This window comes from Campylobacter concisus, assembly GCF_001298465.1.
GTDB lineage: Bacteria > Campylobacterota > Campylobacteria > Campylobacterales > Campylobacteraceae > Campylobacter_A > Campylobacter_A concisus.
This window is the reverse complement of record NZ_CP012541.1, coordinates 565,648-590,650: the sequence shown is the minus strand read 5'-3', so window position 1 is coordinate 590,650 and position 25,003 is coordinate 565,648. Positions and strand designations below refer to the sequence as shown.

The window sequence follows — 25,003 nt, the reverse complement described above, 5'->3', positions numbered from 1 at the left end:
CAACAAAAAATTTAACGGACTTTTCATGAAGATAGACAAAGTTTTCTTGGCTAGCGATCACGCTGGTTTTGAGTTAAAAAACGAGCTAAAAGAGGCTATTAAAGGGCTTGGATACGAAGTAGTTGATCTTGGTACAAACGATAAAAATAGCGTTGATTACCCTGATTATGCGCATTTGCTAGCAAGCAAGCTTGAGCCTAACTGCTACGGCGTGCTAGTTTGTGGCACAGGCATAGGCATATCAATAGCTGCAAACAGGCATGAAAACGTAAGGTGCGCCCTTTGCCACGACGAATTTACCGCTAGACTTGCCAGAGAGCACAACAACGCAAATGTCATCGCTTTTGGCGCAAGGGTTATTGGCGCAGGTGTGGCTATATCGGCGGCTGAGGCGTTTTTAAAGACTGAGTTTGCAGGCGGCAGACACGAAAGAAGAGTCAAAAAAATAGAGCATAAGGCAGGCAAATGATAGGCGAGTGGATCGTTTTTACCGCTCTTGTTTGTGCTGCGATCTACCTAACTGTTATGGTTTTTTACTTCAAAACGCTTCTTAAAAAAGAGCGTGCGACAAAAGATTTTATGAAAAATAACCTCCAAGACACTGAGGTCGTCATAAGAAAATTTCAGATCCAACTGCAACGAAGTCTAGGCAACATCGACATCTTAACAGACGAGCTAAACAAAACTAAAAACGACGTGACCTCGCTTCGCACAAGAAATTCCCAGTACCGCTTAGAAAACGACAAGCTAAGACAACGCATCCGTGAGCTTGAAGGCAAAATCGAAGCGCTACTATAACATCAAATTTAAGGAAATTTATGAAAATTTTAGATCAAAAAGGAAGAGAATTTTTACTAAACTCTATTCGCTGCATAAACGACTTTCCAAAGCCTGGCATAGTCTTTCGCGACATCACGACACTACTAAACAACAAAGAAGCATTTAACTTTTTGATAGATCATTTAGTGGCTAGATATGAGGATGCAAAGATCGACTACATCGCTGGTATCGAGTCTCGTGGCTTCATCTTTGGCGCAGCGCTTGCAGCAAGGCTAAGGCTTCCTTTTGTGCCGATACGCAAGCCAAAAAAACTGCCTTTTATCACGCTTTCTCAAAAATATAGCCTAGAGTATGGCGTCGATGAAGTGCAAATTCACATCGATGCTTTTGGAGAAAAAGCAGGTGCTAGAGTGCTTTTGATGGACGATCTCATAGCCACTGGAGGCACTGCAAAAGCTTCAGTAGAGCTTATCAATCAAACTAACGCAACCTGCGTAGAGGCGTGCTTTCTAATAGATCTAGTCGATCTAAAAGGTAGCGAAAAGCTAAAGTCGCTTACTAAAATTTACAGCGTTTTAGAGGTTTAGAATGGAAGAGTTTTTTATAGAGCTGCTTAAAGAGTACGGCTACATCATACTTTTTGTCTGGTGTATCATGGAGGGCGAGATGGCCTTAATAATGGCTGGAATTCTCGCTCACACCACACATATGCACATCGCTCTTGCTATCTTTGTGGCTGGACTTGGAGGTTTTGTGGGTGATCAAATTTACTTCTACCTTGGCCGTTATAATAAAAAATACATCGCAAAAAGGCTTCACACGCAGCGGAGAAAATTTGCAGTGGCGCACATAATGCTGAAAAAATACGGCTGGCCGATCATCTTTTTGCAACGCTATATGTATGGCTTTCGCGTCATCATCCCGCTTTGCATAGGACTTACTGGCTATGACGCTAAAAAGTACGCCTTTATAAATTTAATCAGCGCTTGGTGCTGGGCGGCGATCACCACCATACCTGCTTGGATACTTGGCGAGCATATACTTGTGCTTTTGCAAGAAGCAAAAGAGCACTGGTACGTCGCTATCCCAGTGGTTGCTATATTTATGGGGCTTTTGATATATGCATTTAAGCGCATCGAAAATAAAATTTTAAACGAAAGGAGAGACAGAAGACATGCAGTTTCAAATAGTTGATAAGAAATTAAAAGATATAAAAGCTGATATTGAACTAATTTTCGTAGTAGATAAGGACTTAAAACATAAATTTATAGGCGATAAGGAGGCTATTAAATTTAACAATTACAAAGGCGAGAGCGTCCTTATCCTAAGCGAGGCAAAAAGGGCTTACGTGCCACTTTCTAAGCTTGATCTTGACGAGCTAAGAGTTGCAGCCGCTAAAGCTTATAATGCACTAAAGTCACTAAACATCAAGAGTATAAAGCTAGCTTCTTACGTAGCAGAGTGCCAAAAACTAAGCTTTGAGGTGCTAGCTGAGGGCTTTTTGCTTGGAAGTTATGAATTTAACAAGTATAAAGAAAAAAAAGAAAAATACACCCTAAAAGAGATCATCTTTTCTACTGAAGAATTTGCTGGCAAAAAGGTCGATCTAAAGACAGCAAATGAGGGCTTTAAAGAAGCAGAGATAATAGCAAATGCTACAAATTTCGCAAAAGATATCGTAAATGAAATTCCAGAAATTTACACACCACAAAAGATGGCCGAGGACGCGCAAAATTTAGCCAAAAATATCGCAAGCATAAAGTGCGAGGTCTATGACGAGAAATTTCTAGCAAAAGAGAATATGAACGCATTTTTGGCAGTAAATCGCGCAAGCGTGCATAAACCAAGACTAATTCACCTAACTTACAAGCCTAAAAAGTCTAAAAAACGCATCATCTTTGTCGGCAAAGGCCTAACATATGATAGCGGTGGCCTTAGCTTAAAGCCGGCTGACTACATGCTCACTATGAAATCAGACAAAAGCGGTGCAGCAGCGGCTCTTGGCATCATAAAAGGTGCTGCGGAGCTAAATTTACCATTTGAAATTCACGCCATTTTGGGTGCAACTGAAAATATGATTGGAGGCAACGCCTACAAGCCTGATGACGTGCTTATTTCAAGAAGTGGCATTAGTATAGAGGTGAGAAATACTGATGCAGAAGGACGTTTGGTGTTGGCGGACTGCCTAAGCTACGCTCAGGACTTTAAGCCAGATATCCTAATCGACATGGCAACCTTAACTGGCGCTTGCATCGTGGGACTTGGCGAATACACAACAGGCATCATGGGCAATAGTGAGAGTCTAAAAAGCGAGTTTAAAAATAAGATAAAAGATAGCGGCGAACTAGTGACTACGCTTGATTTTAACCCTTATCTTAGCGAGCTTATTAAAAGCCAGATCGCAGACGTTAGCAACTGCGCCTCAAGCAGATATGGTGGCGCGATCACAGCTGGCATGTTTTTAGATAAATTTATTAAAGATGAGTATAAAGATAAGTGGCTACACCTCGACATTGCAGGCCCAGCATACCGTGAAAAGGCTTGGGGATACAACCAAGCAGGTGCGAGTGGAGCGGGTGTGAGGATGAATTTATACTTTTTACAAGCACTTAGCAAGGAGAATTGATGGGACTTTCAGTTGGAATCATAGGCCTACCAAATGTGGGTAAATCAACGACATTTAACGCACTTACAAAGGCGCAAAATGCCGAGAGTGCGAACTATCCATTTTGTACGATCGAGCCAAACAAAGCCATCGTGCCAGTGCCTGATAAGCGCCTAAATGAGCTTGCCAAGATAGTTAATCCTAATAAAATTCAGTATTCAACCATCGAATTTGTCGATATCGCAGGTCTTGTAAAGGGTGCAAGCTCAGGCGAGGGGCTTGGCAATAAATTTTTATCAAACATCAGAGAAACCGAGCTTATCTTACACATCGTTCGCTGCTTTGAAGATGAAAATATTACTCACGTCGAGGGCAGCGTCGATCCGGTAAGAGACATCGAGATCATCCAAACCGAGCTGATACTAGCTGACATCGAGCAGCTAAACAAAAAGATAGAAAAGCTCACAAGAGAGGCGAAGGCAAATGCAAAAGGTGCAAAAGAGGCACTTGAGATAGCAAATTTACTTTTGGCTCACCTAAATGAAGGTAAAAGTGCAAGCAGCTTTGAACAAAAAGATAGTGAGGCATTTTTAGCGTTAAATAGAGAACTAAGACTTTTAAGCGCCAAAGAGGTAGTTTATGGTGCGAACGTCGATGAAGAGGGACTTAGCGAAGATAATAAATTTGTAAAAGCGCTAAAAGAGTACGCAAAGGCTTCAGATCATGAGGTAATCAAGCTTTGTGCCAAAGTAGAAGAGGAGCTAATAGGTCTAAGCGAAGAAGAGGCACACGAGTTTTTGGTATCTATCGGTACGAGCGAGAGCGGTCTTGAAAAGATCATAAGAACGTCTTTTGCAAAGCTAAATTTAATAAGTTATTTTACTGCTGGCGTCGTTGAAGTAAGAGCTTGGACGATCACAAAAGGCTGGAAAGCGCCGAAAGCAGCAAGCGTCATTCACAATGACTTTGAGAGGGGCTTCATTAGAGCTGAAGTGATAAGCTACGACGACTATATCGCACATGGCGGCGAAAACGGAGCCAAAGAGGCTGGTAAGATGAGGCTTGAGGGCAAAGATTACATCGTACAAGATGGTGATGTTATGCACTTTAGGTTTAATGTTTAAATTTAGCCCTCTTTTGGGCTAAATAGTCAAAAAATATTTAATCCTTGGGCTACATAAGGTAAATTAAAACTTCCTTATTATAAATTCTTTTGAAAAATATACTAAGCTATATCGTCTTATTAATATCTTTATTGATACATAAGTTCTCTATACAAGCAATGATGTAAAAGCTATCAGCTTTGTGGGGTTTTATAAGTAAAGATAATAGCTTAGTTGCAGAGGTTGACGATATTGACTATTTAGTAAATTTTAAAATAATACACTCATTATATTTTACAAACTTTCATACCTATAATAAATTTTGAAAACTATGAGTTTGTGACTATAAAAAACATGACACTGTTTTAAGCTATTATAATGAATATATGAAAAACCACCAAAGTCTGAGCAAATAGGGAACCGGCCACGAATAAGGTATAAAAATTTTACTTATATGCCTAGCATATTTATTTTATTATTCCAATGGTCTCAGCAAATTTAAGCTCTTTATTTTCAAAGAGATTGTATTCGATCGCATCTTTTTCGCTAAGTATGACGATGGTCGAACCAAGCTCAAAATTTCCAATGCGCTCACCCTTTTTGATATGTAAATTTTCATACTCATAAATTTGCGTAAAATTTGCCATAGCATTTGTTTGAATGCGCTCATCAAAGCAAAATCTCATCTTGCCAACGTTTAGCGCACCAACGAAGACTAGCCAAAGTTTTTTGCCATTTTTCATCTCGCAAAGTAGCGCCACACGCTCGTTTTTAGTATAAAGGCTATCGACCTTGCTAAGCCATTTTACTGCCACACTGTAAAGCTTACCAGGGATATAAACCGCTTTTTTTATCATAATGTCGCAAGGTGCATGATAGTGGTGGTAGTCTTTTGGGCTAAGATAGATATTGGCAAAGTCAAACTCGCCTTCAAGCTCACCCTGCCCTAAAAGCTCCTTTAGACTGTAATTCATACCTTTTATGCTAAAAGCTTCTAGCTCTTTTGTAGTGCCAAAGCTAAGGCAGGTGCCATCAACCGGACTTATAAATATCTCATCTGCTGCGTCAAATTCTCTTGGCTTTAAGAGCTCTCTAGTAAAAAGTTCGTTTAAATTTTTATACTCATTTGCCGGCTTAAACTCGCTCATGTCGATCTTAAATAGCTTTACATAAAAGGAGTTGATAAGCTCTTGAAGCGGTTTGAAAAAATTTAATTTTGCAACTTTACCAAAAATTTGAGAAAAGAGATTGTCACTATTCATTTTATTCCTTGCTTAAATTTAATATAGCGATCTCACTTGGGGCAAAGATCCTAACTGGAGGCCCCCAAAATCCTGCGCCACTACTAACATAAGCTTGCATTTTATCATTAATCTTATAAAGCCCATGTAAAAAACCTTGATCAAGTAAAACCAAGAGGCTAAAAGGGAAAATTTGTCCAGCATGCGTGTGACCACAAAGGACTAGATCGACATCTTTTTGCATAGTTTTTATAAATTTTGGCTGATGAGAGAGTAGGATGGTCGGTAGATCTGGGTCACATCCTGCTAGCGCTTCGTCTAAATTTGGCTCTAAATTTTTAAACCTTATGCCAGCTAGATCATAGACTCCTGCCAAATTTATACCAGCTATTTTTTCATTTTTATTGCCAAGTATCCTAATGCCAAGAGCGCGAATTTTTTCTAATATCCCATCAACTCCGTGGTAGTATTCGTGATTGCCAGGGACATAAAAAGTGCCATAGGTGCTTTTAAGATTTTTTAATGGATCTAAAAAATCACCTATAAGCTCAGCTCTCATATCAACCAAGTCGCCAACTATCACCACCAGGTCTGGTCTAGCTAAATTTATCTCTTTCACAAGCTCAGCCACAAAATCCTTTTGCAAAAACTCGCCAATATGCACGTCGGTTATCATGGCTATTTTTAGATCACTTTGTAAATTTTTTATTTTTATACTAACCTGTCTGATCTTTGGCGGAGTAAGTGCATTAAAAATTCCTTTCAAAAAGCAAGCAACTATAAAAACAACAAATGTCACATCAAAGCAAAATTTAATAAATTTTCGTCTTGTGGGATTAAAATGAGCTTTTGAGCAAATGGATCTAACAACATCATAAAACAAACTAATGCCAAATAAAAATAGAGAAAAACCAATGAGCGTTCCTGCTATCAGATAGAGCTCTATATTTAAAAAGGAAAATCTTAGTTGAAGAACAAATACAAACTCAAACACACTAATAATATAGAAAAATATGCGAATTTTTTTAAGGTGTGGGGCAAAAAAAGATACCTTTTTGATAAAACGTTTGTATGAGTATAAATTTGTAAGAACACTAAAGATAAATGCCCCGATAATGATCCGAAAAAGTCCCAAAATATCTCCTTAAAAACAAAGATTATATTTTATATTTTTAAATTTACATTATAGATTTTATTAATTATTTAGAACAATTTGTAGTGCTAAGCCGTATGATTTTATAATTTAAATTTATAAAAATAATTGTTAAAAGGTATTTGCTTTAGGATAATAACTAAAAGATAAAATTTTGGAATTTAAAAATAAAAAGGTGGGAAAAACTCCCACCTTAAAAAGCATTACTCTACTTTACCAGATTCCATTCTTTTTTTGTAGATCTCGCGAAGTTTTCTTATATCATTTTTAACTTCGAATACACCATGCCAGTGTGAGTAGTCAGGGCCACCCATTAGAGCGCCTTGTCTCATACGACGACCTTCATGGTGCCACATATGATAATAGACATCTTGGAATTCATCTGACCAAGCATCTTCTAGTAGTAGGTTTTTAGCTTTCAACTCTTCAAGCATCTTAGTTGCTTCAGCATTGTAAACGTTATAAAGCTCTACTTGTTTATCACCCATAATGAAGAAGTTATCTGTATGAGTTGATGTATGGCAAGCTTTACAAACTAGCTTCATCTCAGCTCTTGCTGCTTCTGGTCCATTTGGATGACCTGCTAGAGGTGTTCCTACGTTTAGTTTGCCAGTTTTTTCGTAAACAACAGCAGCTTGTTCATCACCAGCTGTTCTTAGCTTACTGCTGACGCCCCATAGGTTCCATTTTAGTCTTCTTGAAACATTGTGAGTTGTTGTTGTTTCACCAACACCACTCATGTGGCAAGCTGCACAAGTTGGAGCTCTAAAGTCTGGTACATCCCATGTATCAGGAGCAGCATCAAAATTCCATTTGTGAGCTTCGCTATTATAGATATGTCCGTGCATTGAGTTGTTAAAGATCTCAATATCTGGGTGATCAGGTCCAAGGTGGCAAGATGCACAAGCAGCTGGTTTTCTAGCTTCAGCTATGCTAAATGTGTGTGCGCTGTGGCATGATTTACATCCGCCTACGCCACCATCAGGATAAACATTACCTATACCGTAGTTTGGCCAAGTCTCTTTTGTAGGTTTGTGATCAGCGTCTAGTTTGATGACGGTTCCGTGGCACTGAGAACAACCAGTAGCGTCTGGAGCCATTTTGTATTCTGGATGATCCATACCTTCATAGTGATACATTAGTTTTACTATCACAGGGTTAGCATACATTTGCATAGCACCTCTTGCGTGACCACTCTTAGTGAATTCTTCAACCTCATTTTCGTGACACTTAGCACAAGTTTTTGGGCTAACTAGCATTGAAACATGGTTGTTAGAATCTTTTGGATGCACCTTAACTGAAGCCATAGGATTATCTGCATTTACAGAGTGGCAATCCATACAACTTACGCCAACGTGTGCGTGGCGACTATTTTTCCAATCGGCAACTATGCCAGGTGTCTTTTCAGCGTGGCACTCAACACAGCTTTTTGATAAGTCTGACATTTTGTGAGCAACTTTAATGTTTTTTACAACATTAAGGTTTAAAGCGTCAGATTTATTTGCATCCATGTTTGCGGCAAAGCCAAAAGACATTAGACAGGCTAATAACATTAGCGACTTTTTAAACATCTCTCCTCCTTACTTGGTTTTATTGTTTTCTTGTTTTTTAATTGCTTCAAATTTATCTATATGAAGTCCTAAATTTTTGTGGCCTACGTGATTATGACAATCAACACATGATTTTTTATTAGGATTTCCAAGAACGAAATAATCTCTATGTGGTAAGAATGATTTACCAGCTTGAATAACATTTTTTAAATTTGAGTGGCAAGTCAAACATCCACTATCATAGACAAAGTGAGATGCATGCTCACGTTTTTTGCGCCAGTCGATCTTGTCCGTATCTGTAAAAAATGTCTTATAACCATCATTTATCGATACTTTAAGTTTTGTAAGTACATAGGTATAGGCACTTGTATGATTTAGGTGACAGGCTGAACATTCAGCTTTTATGCCAAGCTTGTTATTGCCACCGTGTACATCTTCATGATATGCAGCATTCATAGGATCCATAGTGTGGCAAATGGTACAGATGTAGCCGCTACCAGTTGCATGAAGTGCATCAGCAATACCCATAGACGCAATAAGTCCGATCACAATGCCGATAATAACAGATGACCAAACAAAAAATTTCTTCTTAACTTCAGCCAAAATCTCCTCCTGAATTTATCAATATATCGTAAATTTTTACGAAAATTTTAAGTGAATACTATCAAAAAATATATAAATTTTTTCTTTAAGTAAATAAAAATATTTATTTGATATTAACTTTCAATAAGAATAAATTTCTTGCAGTCCACCTACATCTTTTTCCAAAATTTGGTTCTTTTCGTCAAGTTTAACCAAACCATTTGTTTTAAATTTATTTAAAATCCTTGAAAAAGTTTCTGGAGTCATATTAAGTATTGATGAAATTTTTGTATGTTTTAGCTCATTAAATAAATCTTCATGATCTAAAATAAACCTAGCCACTTTTTCTTCTGAGCTTAAAATTAACTCTTGATGAAGTAGATTTGTTGTGATTCTTATCTTTTCAGACATTGATTTTAAAAATTTCATACAAATTTCTGGTTTTATTAAAAATTCTGCTGCAAATTTTTCATAATTTATCTTTAATACCTCGCCAGATATGGTAAAAATGGCACTAGCCGGGTAGACAATATTTTCAAAATTTACGACTTCAGCTACAAAATTCATAGGTGCTAACTGATGAATAAAAATTTCTTTTCCGTTTGCCGTGGTTTTATAAAGCTTAACAGAGCCGCTTATTAAAAATATTAACCATTTTGGCTCCTCACCTTCTATAAATAAAAATTCACCCTTTTTATGCTTTTTTACGACACTTATGGCTTCAAGTTTGGCTAAATCTTCTTCGTTTAAGCCTTGAAAAAATGGGATTTTCTCTATCATATTTTTACTCACTTTTTAAAATAAAAAACATTTTAGCATATAAAAATAAGATAAATTTTAATAGATTTTCAAAGGGAATTTTCCCTTTGAATTTATGAAATTATTTTTTAAGTAGATCTCTAATCTCAGTTAGAAGTGCAATGTCGGCTGGAGTTTCAGGCTCTGCTGGAGCTGGCTCCTCTTTTGGTAATTTATTTTTAAGTGTATTTAAAGCTTTGATAACGCAGAAAATGCAAAATGCAATTATTAAAAAATCAACCATTGTTTGTATAAATGAGCCATAGTTTATCGTAACAGCAGGTGCTCCATCCACCGCTTCTTTTAGTGTAAGCTTAAGATCAGTAAAATTTACACCGCCAGTTAAAACGCCAACAACTGGCATGATAACATCACCAACTAGTGATGAAACGATCTTTCCAAACGCGCCACCTATAACAACACCAACAGCCATATCTATGACATTTCCGCGCATCGCAAATTCTTTAAATTCGCTTATAAAACTCATTGTTTCTCCTAAAAATGTTAAATTTTTGTTCGGATTTTATTCAAGAAATGCTTTGCTTCGGCTAAAAAAATCAAATTACATAACTTTAAATTTATCAAGCTGGTGTTATAATCCAAATTCAAAATTTAACGTAAGGAATGAGCTTATGTATCGTTTTGCACCCTCTCCAACAGGAGATATGCACATAGGAAATTTACGTGCCGCTATTTTTAATTATATTTGTTCTTTACAAGATAAAAGTGGCTTTATTTTACGCATAGAAGATACTGACAAAGAGCGAAATATTGAGGGAAAAGAGAAAGATATCTTAGAAATTTTAAGCAAATTTGGCATAAAGCCAGAGCAAATTTACATCCAAAGTGAAAATTTAAAATTCCACAGACAGCTAGCTTCAAAGCTCCTCATTGACAAAAAGGCCTTTGCTTGCTTTTGCACCGAAGAAGAGCTTGAGGCAAAAAAACAAAAAGCAAAAGAGCAAGGCGTGGCATATAGATACGACGGCACCTGCGAGAGACTAAGCGACACTGAAGTTTTAAACTGCGAGAAGCCGTTTGTCATCCGCATGAAAAAGCCAACACGCACTATGAGCTTTACAGACGCTATAAAAGGCGAGCTAAGCTTTGAGCCAGACGCAGTTGATAGCTTTGTCATCATGAGAGCAGACAAAACACCAACTTATAACTTCGCCTGCGCAGTCGATGATATGCTTGAGGGCGTAACTTTTGTCATACGTGGCGAGGATCACGTGAGCAATACACCAAAGCAAGACCTCATACGCGAGGGCCTTGGCTACACTGGCAAGATGAACTACGCGCATTTGCCTATCCTTTTAAATATTGAAGGTAAAAAAATGAGCAAGCGCGAGAATGAATCAAGCGTAAAATGGCTCTTTGAGCAAGGATTTTTACCTGAAGCGATCGCAAATTATTTGATACTTCTTGGTAACAAAACTCCAACTGAAATTTTTACCATCGAAGAGGCGGTGAAGTGGTTTGATATAACCAAAATTTCACGCTCTCCAGCTAGATTTGACGTGAAAAAACTTGAGCAGATAAATAGAGAACATATCAAGCTTGCTTCAAAAGAGCGCATAAAAGAGATCTTTGGCGTGGATGATAACAAGGTTGAGCTAGTTAAATTTTACACTCAAGAGAGCTCCCTAGTGCCTGAGATAAAGGCAAAAGTAGAGGCTATATACTCACCAAAAATAGCTCCAGATGAGTACAAAAACGAATTTGAGATCATAAAAAAAGCAGCTCGTAATTTAAAAGCTTGCGAAATATTTGATGAGTTTAAAAAAGAGCTTATGAGCGCTACAAATTTAAAAGGCAAAAACTTTTTCATGCCGCTACGTGCGCTTCTTACGAACGACCTTCACGGTCCTGAGCTAAGCGAGCTCTATCCGCTCATAAAAGATGATCTGGCAAAAATTTTAATCTAGGAGCAAAAATGATACTTTCCACTCTATTTTCAGCGATCGCAAACATTTTGCACCTTATTATCACGGTCTATACTTGGGTCGTCATCGCAGCAGCTCTGATTAGCTGGGTCAGACCTTATCCTAGCTCACCGGTCGTACAGCTACTTTATAGGCTAACTGAGCCAGTCTATAGCTTTATTAGACGCTACATAAAAACAAATTTTAGTGGTATCGACTTTACTCCGCTTATCGTACTTTTAGCACTTCAATTTTTAGATCAATTTTTAATAAGGCTTTTATTTGGTTTTGCTGCGTCACTTTAGTATTCTCTCTCTTGCTTGTGTTGCTCTTTTGGGCAAAATTTATACCTATGAAGAGCTAAAAAACGAGCCAAAAAGCCTAGCAAAAGACTACTACATCAACCGCCTTATCAACGAGGGCAGTTATACAAAAGAGCAGATAGCAGATCTTTCTCGTGATGTATTTAGAAAAGCAGGTCTTGTTCAAAAATCAATCGATAAAATTTTACCTCCAAAAGCAGCTCCTAGCAAATGTCCTGGTGTAAATGCAAAAAATATCACCCAGGCAAATCTAACCTGCCAAAATTTGCTAACATCTATTGCTTTTAGTTTAAAGCTTGACAATCATACTCGTGAAATTTTAGCAGCCAATCTTGCAAAGACAAATCCAGAAAAATCAAAAATTTTACTCGCATTAAATGAAGCAAATCCGGCTAAAGTTTTTGCAAATTTAAACGATACAAAGAGCTTTTTAGAGCTATTTAACGCCTCTAGCCCACAAAACAAAAGTACACTTTTTAGCGAAAGTTTTGATACAAATTTTATGACCAAGCTCTACTCGCAAAAGGGCTTTACAAATTTATTAAACGATATTGTTTTTAATAAAAAATATGAAGGCTTTAGGAGAAATTTGCTAAGCATCGATCCAGCCATCACTGAAAAAAATGACGCTTTTACGCTTGGATTAAATGCGATTTTACTAGGACAAGACGATATCGCTTTTAGTCTTTTTGCAAGAGCCAAGAGCACATTTGAAAGAGCTTGGCAAAGAGACAATGCGGCCTTTTGGCAGTACCAGATAAGCAAAAACGAAAGATTTTTAAAAGAGCTAAGTGCCAGCAGGGACGCGAATATCTACTCACTTTACGCAAGAGATTTGATCGGTGGCGAGTCACTTGAGGTCATCGTGCCAAGGCCTAGCAAGCAAAATATCGAAAATTTTGACGTGAGCGATCCGTTCTTATGGAACAAAACTATAGCCCTTGCAAAGGATATGAATGCCACGCAAGCAAGCGAATTTGCGAAGAAGTTTTATACAAACGAAAGTATCGGTGCCTATGCATATTTCATGCAAAAGGCGCATGGTTGGGAGAAACAATACTTTTTGATGCCAAGTTCTCCTGAGCTTGAGGGTATCAGCAACGAGAGAAAATCGATGATCTACGCATTGGCTAGACAAGAGAGCCTCTTTATCCCAAGCGTAGTTTCTACTTCATACGCCCTTGGTATGATGCAGTTTATGCCATTTCTCGCAAATGCGATCGGCAAAAAAGAGTTAAAAATCCCAAATTTTGATGAAGACGATCTTTTTAAAACAGATATTGCATTTAAATTTGCAAACCATCACCTAAACTATCTTGATAAATTTCTCTATCATCCTCTCTTTACCGCATACGCATATAATGGCGGTATCGGCTTTACCAAAAAGCTTATCACACGAGATGATATGTTTAAAGAGGGGAAATTTGAGCCGTTTTTATCGATCGAGCTTGTCCCGGTCGCAGAGACTAGAAACTATGGCAAAAAGGTGCTTGCAAACTACGTGATCTATATGGCGCTTACTGGTTCCAATATAAAGATTTCGCAACTTTTCGAAAATTTAACAAAACCGGCCTTGACTGATAAATTTCGAAACTAAGTGCTAGATCATCGCTTTGCTTGCTTGGTGCGGTCACTTCATAATAGAGCGCCCAAGGCATCGAAAATCCAACAAATTTTAGCATCTTATCATTTTCATCAAGCAGCCTTGCATTTGTGGCATTTGAGTCGTTGTTTACCTTGATATTATTTAGCTCACTAGCGTGCTCTTTTGGATTTATGGCCACCAAAAAGTGCTCTTTGCTTGCATCTAAATCTGAGTTATAAATAGGATTTAGATAAGTTGCTACAATTAGCGTTCTATCGGTGCCGTCAATGATCTCGCTCTTGCTTGTGTAAGCCAAAAGCTCATTTTTTAACGGCTCATGCACGATTACTTTTTCACCAGCACAGCCAAATATCATCAAAATAAATACAAAAAACGATATAAATTTGCTCATAAAAACTCTTGAATTTCTAAAATTTCTGCCATTTTAGCATTTTAATTTTTAAATTTCACTCATAAATTTTAAAGCCAACATAAGTTATAATCGCGAGAAATTTTAACAAAAAAGGTTCTTATGAAAAGACTTGCTATCGCTTTTTCTGGCCCTTCAAATAGCGGAAAAACGACTCTTATTTTAAAGGTAGCAAAAAAATTTATAGATGATGGTTTGAAAGTCGCGATAGTAAAACATGATCCAGGCAACAAGGCCAAATTTGATGTTGAAGGCAAGGATAGCTTTAAATTTTCTCAAACTGGAGCAGATGTGGTGGTGATGAGTCCGACTAGAACAACTTATTTTTCACAAAATTCACAAGAAATTAGTGATGTTATTAAAATGCTCGGCGAGTTTGACATGCTCTTGGTTGAAGGACTAAAGACACTTCCTCTACCAAGACTAAGCGTTTTTAAAGGCGAGATTGACGAATCTTACCTTAGCTTTTCAGACGCGATCGCCACTTATAAAGAGCAAATTCCCTACGAAATAAAAAATCTCAATTTAGACGATACAAACGCCATTTGTGCGTGGATATTAGAAAATGCAAAGGCTGTATAATGCAAGAATTAAACCAAATTTTTAACACCATAAAAGAGATCGCAAAAGAGATAAGCGAAGTGATAAAATACGCCGATCTTGGCTACACAACCCACGAAAACGCGACTGGCGACACGCAACTAAAACTTGATGTCAAAAGCGACGAGATCATCACAGCTAAATTTAGCGAGCTTGATTGCGTAAAAGCGCTAATTAGCGAAGAAAAAGAGAACGAGCTTGAGATAAATAAAAATGCTAAATTTATAATCGCTTACGATCCACTTGATGGCTCAAGCCTAGTTGATGTAAATTTTGCCGTTGGCTCGATCTTTGGCATCTACGAAGACGAGGTAAAACCAGAAAAATTAATAGCCGCAACTTACACTATATATGGTCCAAGACTTGAGCTTGTCATTGCTGAGAAAAAAGGTGCTTTGCCTAAATTTTATAGACTTGGCAAAGATGGCGAGTTTAAATTTATAAAAGAGCTTGAGCTAAAAGAAAAAGGCAAGCTAAATGCTACAGGAGCGACACAAAAAGGCTGGAGCCAAACGCATAGAAATTTCATAAATGAGCTATTCAACCAAGGATATAGGCTAAGATACTCAGGTGCGATGGTGAGCGACCTGCACCAAATTTTGCTAAAAGGCGGCGGTCTTTTTAGCTATCCAGCAACGAGCGATCATCCAAATGGCAAGCTAAGAGTAGTCTTTGAGGTATTGCCATTTGCCTTCATATATGAAAACGCAAAGGGCGCAACGACAAACGGTAAAAACCGGACACTTTTTGATATAAAAATAGAAAAAATTCACCAAATAACGCCATGCTTCTTTGGCTCACGTGATGAAATTTCTCTTTTGCATAAATTTTACGAGCAAAAATAATGCAAGAAAGCGAGCAATTGGACGCATTTGAACTAGCCTTGAAGCAAAAGGCAAAGATCCTACAAGAATGCCAAGAACAAAAAGGGCAAAAAAGCTGCTTTAACTGCGAAGTATTTTTTGACTGCGAGACAAGAAAAGAGTATGTAAACAGCTGCTATAACTCGATGTCAAAAGGCAATACGGGTAGCGACGGTGGATTTGATTTCTAAAAATTTAAAGGATAAAAATATGAAAGAAAAAGCTTATATAACGACCCCAATATACTATGTAAACGACGTGCCACACATTGGTCATGCATATACTACCATCATCGCCGATACACTTGCTAGATTTAATCGCTTACAAGGCAAAGATACATACTTTATGACAGGCACGGACGAGCATGGACAAAAGATCGAGCAGGCCGCAAGCACTAGAGGCAAAACTCCAAAAGAGTATGCTGACGAGATCAGTGCGAAATTTAGATCACTTTGGGATGAGTTTGAAATAAGCTACGACCATTTTATAAGAACGACCGACGAAGAGCACAAACAAACCGTGCAAAATGTCTTTGAAAAGATGCAAGCAAATGGCGACATTTACAAAGGCGAATATGAGGGATTTTACTGCGTTAGCTGCGAAACTTTTTTTAACCAAAGAGACCTGCTTGAGGACAACCGCTGTCCAGACTGCGGCCGTGTGACATCTTTAGTTAAAGAAGAGAGCTACTTTTTCAAGCTTTCAAAATATGAAGATGCGCTTTTAAAATGGTACGAAAATGACGAGCTTTGCGTCATCCCAAAAGGTAAGAAAAACGAGGTCGTAAGCTTTGTAAAAGGTGGACTAAAAGATCTTTCAGTAACAAGAACGAGCTTTGACTGGGGCATAAAGCTACCAAAGAGCGCAAACGATGAAAAGCACGTTATGTACGTCTGGCTTGATGCGCTTATAAACTACCTAACAACACTAGGATATTCAAGAGATGACGCTAGAATGGATCTTTGGCCATACACTACTCACATCGTTGGCAAAGATATTTTACGCTTTCACGCAGTTTACTGGCCGGCATTTTTGATGAGTCTTGGCTTGCCATTACCAAAACACGTAGCAGCGCACGGCTGGTGGACCATAAATGGCGAAAAGATGAGCAAAAGTAAGGGTAATGTTATAAACCCAAGAGAAGTTGCAAATGCTTACGGACTTGAAAATTTCAGATATTTTTTGCTTAGAGAGGTGCCGTTTGGACAAGATGGCGATTACAGCCAAAAGGCTTTGATCGAGCGTATAAACTCAGAACTTGGCAATGGACTTGGCAATCTGCTAAGCCGCATTGTTGGCATGAGTGCAAAGTATAGCGACTATAAAATCGATTCAAAAGATGTGATCAAATTTCACAAAGCCGAGCTTGATGAGGCAAAAGGCTACCTTGATGAGGCTATAAAAAATTTAGAGAATTTAGCTACAAATCGCTACTTAGAGGATCTTTGGAAGGTCGTAACGCTTGCAAACGCAGCCGTTGCAAAATATGAGCCATGGTCACTTGTAAAAGCTGGCAAAACTGACGAGGCAAACGCGCTTGTGGCACTTTGCGCAAATTTACTTGCAAAAGTAGCGATACTACTTAGTCCAGCTATGCCAAAAACTTGTACTAAGATAGCTGACACGCTTGGCTTTAGCATAGACACAACATCTTATGAAAGTCTTGTTTTGAAAAATGAAATTTCAAATTTTGTAGCAAAAGCTACCGAGCCACTTTTCCCAAGGATAGAAAAAGAGCTAATGAGCGAGGCAAATGAGCCAAAGGTTGAGGCGAAAGCTGAGCCAAAAGAGGAGAAAAAAGAGGACGAAATCATTAGCATTGATGACTTTGCAAAGGTGGTGATAAAAGTAGGCGAAGTGCTTGAATGCGAGAGGGTCGAGGGCAGCGATAAACTGCTTAAATTTAAGATAGACCTTGGCGAGGAGCAGCCGCGTCAAATTCTATCTGGCATTGCAAAATACTACGAGCCTAGCTCGCTTATCGGCAAGCAAGTGTGCGTTTTAGCAAATTTAAAAGAGCGAACGATGATGAAAAAATATGTCTCTCAAGGCATGATCCTAAGCGCATCTGATGGCTCGCTAACGCTTCTTGGTACGCAAGGTAAAGTTAAAAATGGCGCGATCGTTGGTTAAATGACAATAGAAAATTTAACTCGTCTAATAAATGCCGAGGCTCTAAATGCACCGACGATAACTAGCGTAAGCGAGTTTGTTTTCGAGCTAAAGCATGTAAGACGTGGCTTTGCGTATATTTGCTTAAACGCGAACGATAGCGACATAGAAACAGCGATTAAACAAGGCGCATACGCCATAATTAGCGAAGATAATGTGCCAATTATCGACAAAGAGATCGCTTTTTTAAAAGTTAGTAGCTTACAAACTGCCATGATAAAACTCATGAGATTTGAGGCTACTCATAAAGATTTAAAATTTTGCGCCGTAAATCCTTATATAAATGACTTTTTGGAAAAATCAAAACTTGGCTCTAACGCACACGTCATGTCAAAAAATATCACTGAGCTTTTTAATCAAATTTTTCACGCAAAGGTCTTTGATATCTTTTTTGGCGATGATACAAGAACACTTCAGAGAATATCGCCTCTTTTTGAGACCATTTACACAGATACAACTATGCAAGAGATAAATCCAAGCTCGATATTTTTTACAAGCACAGTCTTTAAGCAAACATACTATCAAAACTTAAACATACCACGAGTTTTTGCTGGGATGTTTTATGGACTTTTAAAATTTCTTGATAGCAATAAAATTTCATTTAAGCCTTATGAAGGTAGGATTCACGGGCATTTTGACCCGATTTTTATAGATAAAAATTTTATTCCTACTAGTTTTGGAAATAGCTTTAGAGCCATAATTACTGAAAGCGATGAAGATCTATTTGTAAGTCAAAGTATATTTTTAAATAAAAAATTTAGCCCTGATGAGATAAAAATTTGTTTGCCAGAAGGCTCTTTATTAAAAGTACAAAACGCAATCTACTTTCAAAATTTAAGCGAGACAAAAAAGCTTAAAAATTTTATCTATATATTGATTTTATGCCGAAAAGAGGAGCTTTTAGAAGAGCTTCACAAAATATCTGAAGAAAATCTACTCTTTTAAATTTTTATTATTTATAAGATCAATTAGCCTAACATCCTCGCTTCTTACGATTAGACTTTTAGGCAGCTCAAATTTCTTGATAACCTCGCACTCTTTTTCTCTCATTTCGCCATCATCTTTTTCATGATCAAATCCCAAGATATGAAGTAATCCATGTGTGAAAAGTAGTGCGGTTTCGGCCTCTTCGCTATGATTTAGCTCAGTAGCTTTCTCTTTTACCATATCTTTGTTTATAACGATTGAGCCAAGTGGAGCATGAATGACAAGTTCAAGCGGAAAGCTTAAAACATCTGTCGTTTTATCAATGCCTCGCTCAGTTTTATTCAGTTCTCTCATCTCTTCTTTACCGACAAAAACCAGTTCGATTTCTCCTAACGTCAAATATTCACAAATTTCATCTAAAATTTTTGGATAGCTCTCTTCGCAAAGTATCATTTTAGGCTCTTTCCTTAGTAACTTTTTGTATAATTCTAGCAAAAATAAAAGGCAAAATATGAAAAAAGCAGTTTGTGTAATGAGTGGCGGCATGGATAGTACGCTTTGTGCTGTAATGGCAAAAAAGGCTGGATATGATATCGTAGCGCTTCATTTTGACTATGGCCAAAGAACGATGAAACGCGAAAAACGTGCATTTAACAAAATTTGCGAAAGACTAGGCATTGCAAAAAAGATGAGTTTGGATGTTAGCTTTATTGCCCAAATAGGCGGAAATTCTTTAACCGATAAAAGCTTGCAAATAAGAAAAGATGGAGTGGAAAAAGATGTGCCAAATACTTACGTGCCTTTTCGAAATGGTATTTTTATCTCGGTCGCTGCCGCACTTGCTGAAAAAGAAAATGCACAAGCTATCTATATCGGTGTCGTAGAAGAAGATAGTTCAGGCTATCCTGACTGCAAAGAAAGCTTCATAAAAAGTATAAACGGGTCCATAAATTTAGGCACATCACCTAGTTTTTCGTGTGAGATAATTACTCCACTTGTAAATTTAAGCAAGGCTGACATCGTAGCAAAATCGCTTGAGCTTGGCTCGCCACTAGAGCTAACCTGGAGCTGCTACGAGAGCGGGGACGAGGCATGCGGACTTTGCGATAGCTGCAGGCTAAGGCTAAATGGCTTTAAAAAGGCAAACGCCACTGATAAAATCGCATATAAAAATCAAAAATTTTCCTTATGAGTCTCTAAAACAAGGGCATTTAACAAATTTAAAGATATATCAACGCTTAGACTCTTGCTAGCTACCAAAAACATAAATTCTCGATCAAGCTTGCCAAAAATTTAATAAGGAGGATTGAAAAGTAGTTAATAAATTTAGCCAAGGGTACAGTAAAAATTTCTAAGTAAGCGATCGCTACCACGACTTTTTAGTGATCTTTATTTTTTCTTATTATCTTGTTTCTTATTTTGATCGCTTTGGATTTTTTCTAAATTTATATATCCCATTTCAACGAGTTTATTATAAATTTGAGCAATTTTTGGCCCAGCCGCACTTCCACCATGGCCACCATGCTCGATAACCATTGTGATGACATATTGCGGATCTTCATAAGGCGCATATGTGGTCATCCATGCATGAGATCTTTGCAAATACGCCATATCCTCCTCTTTCATACGTTTCTTTTCAGTTTGAGAAATTCCAACGACCTGGGCAGTACCGGTCTTTGCAGCAACTTTAACTAGGCTTCCAATAAAATGCCTATTTGCCGTTCCTCTTGGGTGGTTTGCCACTTCATACATTGCATGCCTAATGGCTGGTAACTGCGACTTCTCAAACGGCGTAAAAGCATCATCTGTTGGCGTAAAATCAACATCCTTGCCATCAATGCTCTTTAAAAAATGTGGAGTCACATTTAGCCCAGTTGCAAGGCCCGCTGTATATTTTGCCACTTGCATAGGCGTGACCAAGAAATTTCCCTGGCCGATAGAAGTGATGAGGGTCTCGCCTTGAAACCACGCTTTGCCATACTTCCTCATCTTCCACTCTCTACTTGGTAAAGTCCCCACAAACTCATTTGGCAAATCAACCTCGGTTTTTCTACCAAAGCCCATACGCTCAAGTATCGGCACTATGGCATCTATGCCTATCTTTTGACTACCTTTATAAAAATAATCATCACAGCTCTCTCTAATTGCCGTATTCATATTAACATTTCCATGTCCATGAGAGTTCCAGCAGCGAAATTTACGTCCTCCAAGCTCATACGAACCACTACAAAAAAAGCTATCGTATTTACTCATGCCATTATCCAAGAACGCAAGCGCCATACCCATTTTTACGACAGAACCTGGCGGATAAAGGCCGTTTATTAGCTTGTTTGTAAAAGGATGATCGACGTTTTTTACAAGCTCTTCCCATTCAGGCTGAGAAATTCCAAGCACAAATGGGTTTAGATCGTACTCTGGAAAGCTACCAGCAGCTATGATAGCACCATCTTTTAGACTCATAACGATAACGCTTCCTGCATCCTTACCAAAGACATCAGCCACAAACTGCTGAAGCTCAAGATCGACTGCAAGCTTGATATTTTGACTTTGTGGTGCTTGATAGTTTATCTGCTCGATCTCTTCATTTAAGGCATTTACCTTTATCTTTTTAAATCCCTGAATTCCTTGTAAGATCGGATTATAAAACCGTTCCACGCCACTTCTTCCAATATAATTTGTAAGCTTTGTCAAAGGATCATTATCCATATCTTTTTGATTTGCCCTACCAACGTAGCCGATGATGTGAGAAGCTAGATCGTTATACGGATAGTGGCGTTTTGAAGCGGGCCTTATCTCTAAATTTTCACGCAAAGAAAGTGATGCAAAAAATGGTAAAAATTTATCATAATCAATAAATTCGACCACATTTATAAAATCTTGGTTATAAGCTGAGTCATTTTTTATGTATTCATTTTTAAGCTTTGTAACATTTAGATCGCTAAATAGTGAGCCAATGTAAGCTAGCTCATCATCTAAAATTTTTACCTTTTTATTAGCACTTAAATGAGGCCTAATGGATACCGAAAAGCCAAGACGATTAACAGCCATTGGCTTATCATGTGCGTCAAAAATAATACCCCTAACTGGCGGAATATAAATAGTCTTTATCGCGTTTTGTTCTGCAATCTCGTTGTAGTAAGTATTTGAGTTTATGCTTAGGTGATAAATTCGTCCCAAAAGTATAATCCAAAAAAGAGCGATCACACTAAAGACGATGCGCATTCTCATAGCACTTTATCCCTAAAAAGAACGATAGCAAGGATACTTTCAAATGCTATAAAAAATAGATATTCAGACGAAAATGCTAAATTTTGCTCGTTTAAAACGTAAGCAAATAGATTATTTACAAGAAAGGTTAAAGCGTATCCAGCTGCTACAAAGATGATAAGTAGGCAGTTTCGCCACTTCATCGTGGTATATAGCCAGTCTAAAATAAAATTATAAAAAAGCAAAAATGCAATAATCGTTGAAAAAAGATGAAATCCATGAATTTGCTCAGCAAATATTATAAAAATTATCGCAAAGTACCAATTGTGCTTAAACTCGTCGTATTGCTTTTGTTTTCTTGAATACTCCAAAATCATATAAGTAAAAAAAATGCCAATGAGTGGCGGCAAAAAGCCAAATTGCGTAGTTGCGATCTCATATGAGAATAAAAAAATAGCCCACCAAAATTCTTTAAAAATTTTAATATCTAAGCTACTTATGGTTTGCATTTTATCTACCAAGAGCGTTATTTATGATAGCTTCTCTAGCCTTTTCAATACCGCTTTTATTAAGAGTTGAGACCAAGATGCCGCTTGGATCAAATTTCATTACCGCACTCTTTTGACTTTGATTTAGCTTATCGCTTTTTGTATATAAATTTAAAATTTTCTGATCAGCCCTTAAAAAGCTTTTTAGATAAGCATCCACATTTACGTCTATGTCTAAATTAAAATGCCTAGCATCAATTAGGTGTATAAAAAGTCTAATGTCGCTTCTAAATTTCAAAAACTCATCTAAATTTTTACGCCATTCATCATGCTTTGACTTTGCCACTTTTGCATAGCCAAAGCCTGGCAAATCAACCAAAATGAGCTTAAATTTATCTTTTTCCTCCTGTTCATCTTTTTGCTCATAAAACTCGGCCTCAAAGAAATTTATAAGCTGAGTTTTGCCAGGAGTCGATGAGCTTTTGGCTAGATTTTTTTGATTTACAAGTATATTTATGAGGCTGCTTTTACCAACATTTGATCTACCCAAAAAGACGGCTTCGCTTGTTACGAAGCTTGGAGCCTCTTTTATACTTGGACTTGATGTGATAAATTTAGCACTTAGTGGCCTTATCACTTATCTTTTTCCTCTACCTGAAAGATAAATTTAACAGGTTTTTTCTCATCACTATTTACACTATACGTGCCATCTTTTTGATTGACAACGATCTTTTCACCATAAACATTCTTATCAGTTTCTACTTCATGCAAATAGCCATTTCCACTAACAGTATAGATCTGTTTTACTGGCTCATATGTAAGAGTATTGCCTTTGCCGTCGTAGTGCTTATCTTTTATAAAAATTTTAGCTCTTGCATTGCCAGTAGCCACATATTTTATAGGTTGGCGTTTTTTGTCAAAATAGACGACCACCTTATCTGCCTTAAGCTCATCAAATGAGCCCTTTTTGATATTTACATTACCTATAAATTCACTAGTTTGCTTATTCTCATCTGCAAAAAAATCATTTGATGTGATTTCAACTTGCTCTGCATTTAAAAATGTAAAACCCAATATCACCGCTAAAATCGCTGATTTTCTTCTACCCATGCCCTTAACCCTTTTATCTGCGTTTGTTTTTTATTTAGATCGTAGCTTCCGCTCTCACCTAGTGCCTTATCGCCGTTTCTAGTGACTGTGAAATTTGCTTCAGATCTTACTATTTTTGTTTTTGTTCCATATATCACTTCGTCACTTATAAATCTCAAACTATCGTTGTTTTCATAGTTCGCATTCTTTTGAAAGATGATTTCATTATTTTGTGAGATTGCTTTGTCTGAGCTTAGAAAATGTTTTAAATTTCCTCTTAAAATTTTTGCTTTAAAACTCAAAAATTCATCTTTATCATTGTATCTATTTAGCTCGTCAGCCTCATAGACTCCGCTTATTTTTGTGGAATTTATCTCATAATCTATCACATCATTTATCTGCATATTTGATATCTTTGTATCGATCTTTAAAACATTTGCAAGATATGGATCTTGAGCCGCCAAAAATATCATCACGACACTAAAAATAGCCACGACGAAGTAGAAAATTTTTACAACCAACGCTTCGACCACTCGTCATATAAATTTTCTGATTTTATAATAAGCTCGATCATCTCTCTAACCGCGCCATTGCCACCTTTGTGCTTTAGTTTTGTCTTTACATCAAGCTCTTTTATCGCATCTTTTGGCTTAAAGCTCCAAGCAACTGCATTTAAAATTTTATAGTCATTGTAGTCATCGCCGATAGCTGCTGCGTTTTTAAAGTTAAGCCCTTCAAATTTTAATATCTCACTCGCCACTTCAAATTTATCACTAACACCTTGATAGACGTGATTTATCTTTAGATCCTCTGCTCTTCGCTCAACGATGGCTGACTTTCTACCAGTGATAATAGCCACCTTTTTGCCAAGCTTTAGCCAGCTTTCTATCGCATAGCCATCTTTTACATCAAAAAATTTAAGCTCTTCGCCGTTTGCATTATAGATGATCTTGCCATCAGTTAGGCAGCCATCAACATCTAAAAATATAATCTCTATCATAAAACACCCTTTGTGCTTGGTGTGCCAATCCTTACGTTTTTAGCAAGCGCTCTGCGAAGTGCGACGGCAAATGATTTAAAAGTAGCCTCAATGATGTGGTGAGTATTTTTACCACGAATTTGATTTAGATGAAGCGTGATACCAGAATTTACAGCAACTGCCCTAAAAAATTCCTCCACAAGCTCAGTGTCAAACTCTCCTACTTTGGCATTTTGTATAAAATTTTCATATACAAGGTAGGCTCTATTGCTAAGATCTAGCGCGCAAAAAACAGCTGCCTCATCCATAACAACGCTCGCCTCGCCAAATCTCTCAACGCCACTTAAAGGATATAAGGCCTCTTTTAAAAGCTGACCCAAAACTATGCCGACATCCTCAACGCTGTGATGAAAATCAACATGCGTATCGCCCTTGCATGAAATTTCAAGATCGAGCAATGAGTGTTTGGTAAATGCCTCAAGCATGTGGTCAAAAAAACCTATGCCAGTGCTTATTTTTGCAACTCCAGAGCCGTAAATTTTAAGCTTCATTGAAATTTGAGTCTCTTTTGTGTTTCTAGTTAGTTCTAAAATTCCTTCTCTC

Annotated in this window: 30 protein-coding genes; 15 read left to right on the top strand and 15 right to left on the bottom strand. The window is 37.5% G+C overall.

What is annotated here, in order from left to right:
- The first annotated feature begins 25 nt into the window (after window positions 1–25).
- From rpiB to ychF, 6 genes are read left to right on the top strand one after another with little or no spacing between them, the layout of a single operon-like run.
- Window positions 26–469 (top strand): ribose 5-phosphate isomerase B, encoded by a 444-nt coding sequence (gene rpiB / locus CCON33237_RS03015; RefSeq protein ID WP_054196334.1) that lies wholly within the window; start codon window positions 26–28, stop codon window positions 467–469.
- Window positions 466–798, top strand: a complete 333-nt coding sequence (locus tag CCON33237_RS03010) for a hypothetical protein (RefSeq protein WP_002939538.1) — start codon at window positions 466–468, stop codon at window positions 796–798. The genes rpiB and CCON33237_RS03010 overlap by 4 nt, the downstream gene beginning before the upstream one ends.
- A 20-nt stretch (window positions 799–818) precedes the next feature.
- On the top strand, window positions 819–1,367 hold the full coding sequence (gene apt / locus CCON33237_RS03005) for an adenine phosphoribosyltransferase (protein WP_054196333.1): 549 nt from the start codon (window positions 819–821) through the stop codon (window positions 1,365–1,367).
- Window position 1,368: 1 nt separating this feature from the next.
- Window positions 1,369–1,974 carry a DedA family protein gene (locus CCON33237_RS03000; protein WP_054196332.1) on the top strand — a complete coding sequence of 202 codons (606 nt, stop codon included), beginning with the start codon at window positions 1,369–1,371 and terminating at the stop codon, window positions 1,972–1,974.
- On the top strand, window positions 1,955–3,406 hold the full coding sequence (locus CCON33237_RS02995; protein ID WP_054196331.1) for a leucyl aminopeptidase: 1,452 nt from the start codon (window positions 1,955–1,957) through the stop codon (window positions 3,404–3,406). The genes CCON33237_RS03000 and CCON33237_RS02995 overlap by 20 nt, the downstream gene beginning before the upstream one ends.
- Entirely contained in the window at window positions 3,406–4,509 is a 1,104-nt protein-coding gene (gene ychF, locus CCON33237_RS02990) for a redox-regulated ATPase YchF (RefSeq protein ID WP_054196330.1), read from the top strand. The genes CCON33237_RS02995 and ychF overlap by 1 nt, the downstream gene beginning before the upstream one ends.
- 446 nt (window positions 4,510–4,955) lie before the next feature.
- Here ychF and CCON33237_RS02985 read toward each other — a convergent pair whose 3' ends face one another.
- The 6 genes from CCON33237_RS02985 to mscL form a co-directional block, all read right to left on the bottom strand.
- On the bottom strand, window positions 4,956–5,750 hold the full coding sequence (locus CCON33237_RS02985; RefSeq protein WP_054196329.1) for a phosphatidylserine decarboxylase: 795 nt from the start codon (window positions 5,748–5,750) through the stop codon (window positions 4,956–4,958).
- 1 nt (window position 5,751) lies between these two features.
- Window positions 5,752–6,864 (bottom strand): metallophosphoesterase, encoded by a 1,113-nt coding sequence (locus CCON33237_RS02980; protein WP_054196328.1) that lies wholly within the window; start codon window positions 6,862–6,864, stop codon window positions 5,752–5,754.
- Window positions 6,865–7,085: 221 nt separating this feature from the next.
- Entirely contained in the window at window positions 7,086–8,453 is a 1,368-nt protein-coding gene (locus tag CCON33237_RS02975) for a multiheme c-type cytochrome (RefSeq protein ID WP_054196327.1), read from the bottom strand.
- Window positions 8,454–8,462: 9 nt separating this feature from the next.
- Entirely contained in the window at window positions 8,463–9,035 is a 573-nt protein-coding gene (locus tag CCON33237_RS02970) for a cytochrome c3 family protein (RefSeq protein ID WP_054196326.1), read from the bottom strand.
- A 120-nt stretch (window positions 9,036–9,155) separates the two neighbouring features.
- Window positions 9,156–9,794 (bottom strand): Crp/Fnr family transcriptional regulator, encoded by a 639-nt coding sequence (locus CCON33237_RS02965; protein ID WP_054196325.1) that lies wholly within the window; start codon window positions 9,792–9,794, stop codon window positions 9,156–9,158.
- 100 nt (window positions 9,795–9,894) lie between these two features.
- The gene (gene mscL / locus CCON33237_RS02960; RefSeq protein WP_054196324.1) at window positions 9,895–10,299 is read right to left on the bottom strand and encodes a large-conductance mechanosensitive channel protein MscL; all 405 of its coding nucleotides are present in this window, start codon (window positions 10,297–10,299) and stop codon (window positions 9,895–9,897) included.
- 145 nt (window positions 10,300–10,444) lie between these two features.
- Here mscL and gltX point away from each other — a divergent pair, with 145 nt between their 5' ends.
- The 3 genes from gltX to CCON33237_RS02945 are packed head-to-tail and all read left to right on the top strand — an operon-like array spanning window position 10,445 to window position 13,657.
- Window positions 10,445–11,740: a glutamate--tRNA ligase gene (gene gltX, locus CCON33237_RS02955; protein WP_054196323.1), complete on the top strand. Its 1,296-nt coding sequence runs from the start codon at window positions 10,445–10,447 to the stop codon at window positions 11,738–11,740.
- A gap of 8 nt (window positions 11,741–11,748) precedes the next feature.
- Entirely contained in the window at window positions 11,749–12,042 is a 294-nt protein-coding gene (locus CCON33237_RS02950) for a YggT family protein (RefSeq protein ID WP_054196322.1), read from the top strand.
- Window positions 12,020–13,657: a lytic transglycosylase domain-containing protein gene (locus CCON33237_RS02945; protein WP_054196321.1), complete on the top strand. Its 1,638-nt coding sequence runs from the start codon at window positions 12,020–12,022 to the stop codon at window positions 13,655–13,657. The genes CCON33237_RS02950 and CCON33237_RS02945 overlap by 23 nt, the downstream gene beginning before the upstream one ends.
- On the opposite strand, the gene CCON33237_RS02940 is transcribed toward CCON33237_RS02945, so the two are convergent.
- The gene (locus CCON33237_RS02940) at window positions 13,578–14,057 is read right to left on the bottom strand and encodes a hypothetical protein (RefSeq protein ID WP_054196320.1); all 480 of its coding nucleotides are present in this window, start codon (window positions 14,055–14,057) and stop codon (window positions 13,578–13,580) included. The two genes, CCON33237_RS02945 and CCON33237_RS02940, sit on opposite strands and share 80 nt — an antisense overlap.
- Before the next feature lie 120 nt (window positions 14,058–14,177).
- Between CCON33237_RS02940 and mobB the strand changes: the two genes are divergently transcribed.
- Genes mobB through CCON33237_RS02915 form a run of 5 tightly spaced genes read left to right on the top strand, consistent with a single transcriptional unit; the run spans window position 14,178 to window position 18,655 of the window.
- Window positions 14,178–14,657 carry a molybdopterin-guanine dinucleotide biosynthesis protein B gene (gene mobB, locus CCON33237_RS02935; RefSeq protein ID WP_054196319.1) on the top strand — a complete coding sequence of 160 codons (480 nt, stop codon included), beginning with the start codon at window positions 14,178–14,180 and terminating at the stop codon, window positions 14,655–14,657.
- The gene (locus CCON33237_RS02930; protein ID WP_054196318.1) at window positions 14,657–15,520 is read left to right on the top strand and encodes a class 1 fructose-bisphosphatase; all 864 of its coding nucleotides are present in this window, start codon (window positions 14,657–14,659) and stop codon (window positions 15,518–15,520) included. Before mobB ends, CCON33237_RS02930 begins: the two co-directional genes overlap by 1 nt.
- Window positions 15,520–15,729 carry a hypothetical protein gene (locus CCON33237_RS02925; protein WP_054196317.1) on the top strand — a complete coding sequence of 70 codons (210 nt, stop codon included), beginning with the start codon at window positions 15,520–15,522 and terminating at the stop codon, window positions 15,727–15,729. The genes CCON33237_RS02930 and CCON33237_RS02925 overlap by 1 nt, the downstream gene beginning before the upstream one ends.
- A 19-nt stretch (window positions 15,730–15,748) precedes the next feature.
- On the top strand, window positions 15,749–17,671 hold the full coding sequence (metG, locus tag CCON33237_RS02920; protein ID WP_054196316.1) for a methionine--tRNA ligase: 1,923 nt from the start codon (window positions 15,749–15,751) through the stop codon (window positions 17,669–17,671).
- On the top strand, window positions 17,672–18,655 hold the full coding sequence (locus tag CCON33237_RS02915) for a hypothetical protein (protein ID WP_054196315.1): 984 nt from the start codon (window positions 17,672–17,674) through the stop codon (window positions 18,653–18,655). It begins immediately after the preceding gene.
- Here the strand turns inward: CCON33237_RS02915 and ybeY are convergent.
- Window positions 18,644–19,090 carry an rRNA maturation RNase YbeY gene (gene ybeY, locus CCON33237_RS02910; RefSeq protein WP_054196314.1) on the bottom strand — a complete coding sequence of 149 codons (447 nt, stop codon included), beginning with the start codon at window positions 19,088–19,090 and terminating at the stop codon, window positions 18,644–18,646. The genes CCON33237_RS02915 and ybeY overlap by 12 nt on opposite strands.
- A 25-nt stretch (window positions 19,091–19,115) precedes the next feature.
- Between ybeY and queC the strand changes: the two genes are divergently transcribed.
- A complete protein-coding gene (gene queC / locus CCON33237_RS02905) occupies window positions 19,116–19,829 on the top strand; it encodes a 7-cyano-7-deazaguanine synthase QueC (protein WP_257719891.1) in 714 nt (237 codons plus the stop codon).
- A 197-nt stretch (window positions 19,830–20,026) separates the two neighbouring features.
- On the opposite strand, the gene mrdA is transcribed toward queC, so the two are convergent.
- Genes mrdA through hisB form a run of 7 tightly spaced genes read right to left on the bottom strand, consistent with a single transcriptional unit; the run spans window position 20,027 to window position 24,993 of the window.
- Window positions 20,027–21,865 carry a penicillin-binding protein 2 gene (gene mrdA / locus CCON33237_RS02900; RefSeq protein WP_054196312.1) on the bottom strand — a complete coding sequence of 613 codons (1,839 nt, stop codon included), beginning with the start codon at window positions 21,863–21,865 and terminating at the stop codon, window positions 20,027–20,029.
- Window positions 21,862–22,353 carry a hypothetical protein gene (locus CCON33237_RS02895; RefSeq protein WP_054197382.1) on the bottom strand — a complete coding sequence of 164 codons (492 nt, stop codon included), beginning with the start codon at window positions 22,351–22,353 and terminating at the stop codon, window positions 21,862–21,864. The genes mrdA and CCON33237_RS02895 overlap by 4 nt, the downstream gene beginning before the upstream one ends.
- 1 nt (window position 22,354) lies before the next feature.
- Entirely contained in the window at window positions 22,355–22,969 is a 615-nt protein-coding gene (gene yihA, locus CCON33237_RS02890; protein WP_054196311.1) for a ribosome biogenesis GTP-binding protein YihA/YsxC, read from the bottom strand.
- Window positions 22,966–23,442 carry a lipopolysaccharide transport periplasmic protein LptA gene (lptA, locus tag CCON33237_RS02885; protein ID WP_054196310.1) on the bottom strand — a complete coding sequence of 159 codons (477 nt, stop codon included), beginning with the start codon at window positions 23,440–23,442 and terminating at the stop codon, window positions 22,966–22,968. The genes yihA and lptA overlap by 4 nt, the downstream gene beginning before the upstream one ends.
- Complete coding sequence (locus CCON33237_RS02880; RefSeq protein WP_054196309.1) at window positions 23,415–23,942, bottom strand: LptA/OstA family protein; 528 nt, start codon at window positions 23,940–23,942, stop codon at window positions 23,415–23,417. Before CCON33237_RS02880 ends, lptA begins: the two co-directional genes overlap by 28 nt.
- Window positions 23,933–24,421 (bottom strand): KdsC family phosphatase, encoded by a 489-nt coding sequence (locus CCON33237_RS02875; RefSeq protein ID WP_054196308.1) that lies wholly within the window; start codon window positions 24,419–24,421, stop codon window positions 23,933–23,935. Before CCON33237_RS02875 ends, CCON33237_RS02880 begins: the two co-directional genes overlap by 10 nt.
- Entirely contained in the window at window positions 24,418–24,993 is a 576-nt protein-coding gene (gene hisB, locus CCON33237_RS02870) for an imidazoleglycerol-phosphate dehydratase HisB (protein ID WP_169748889.1), read from the bottom strand. The genes CCON33237_RS02875 and hisB overlap by 4 nt, the downstream gene beginning before the upstream one ends.
- Between the last annotated feature and the right edge of the window lie 10 nt (window positions 24,994–25,003).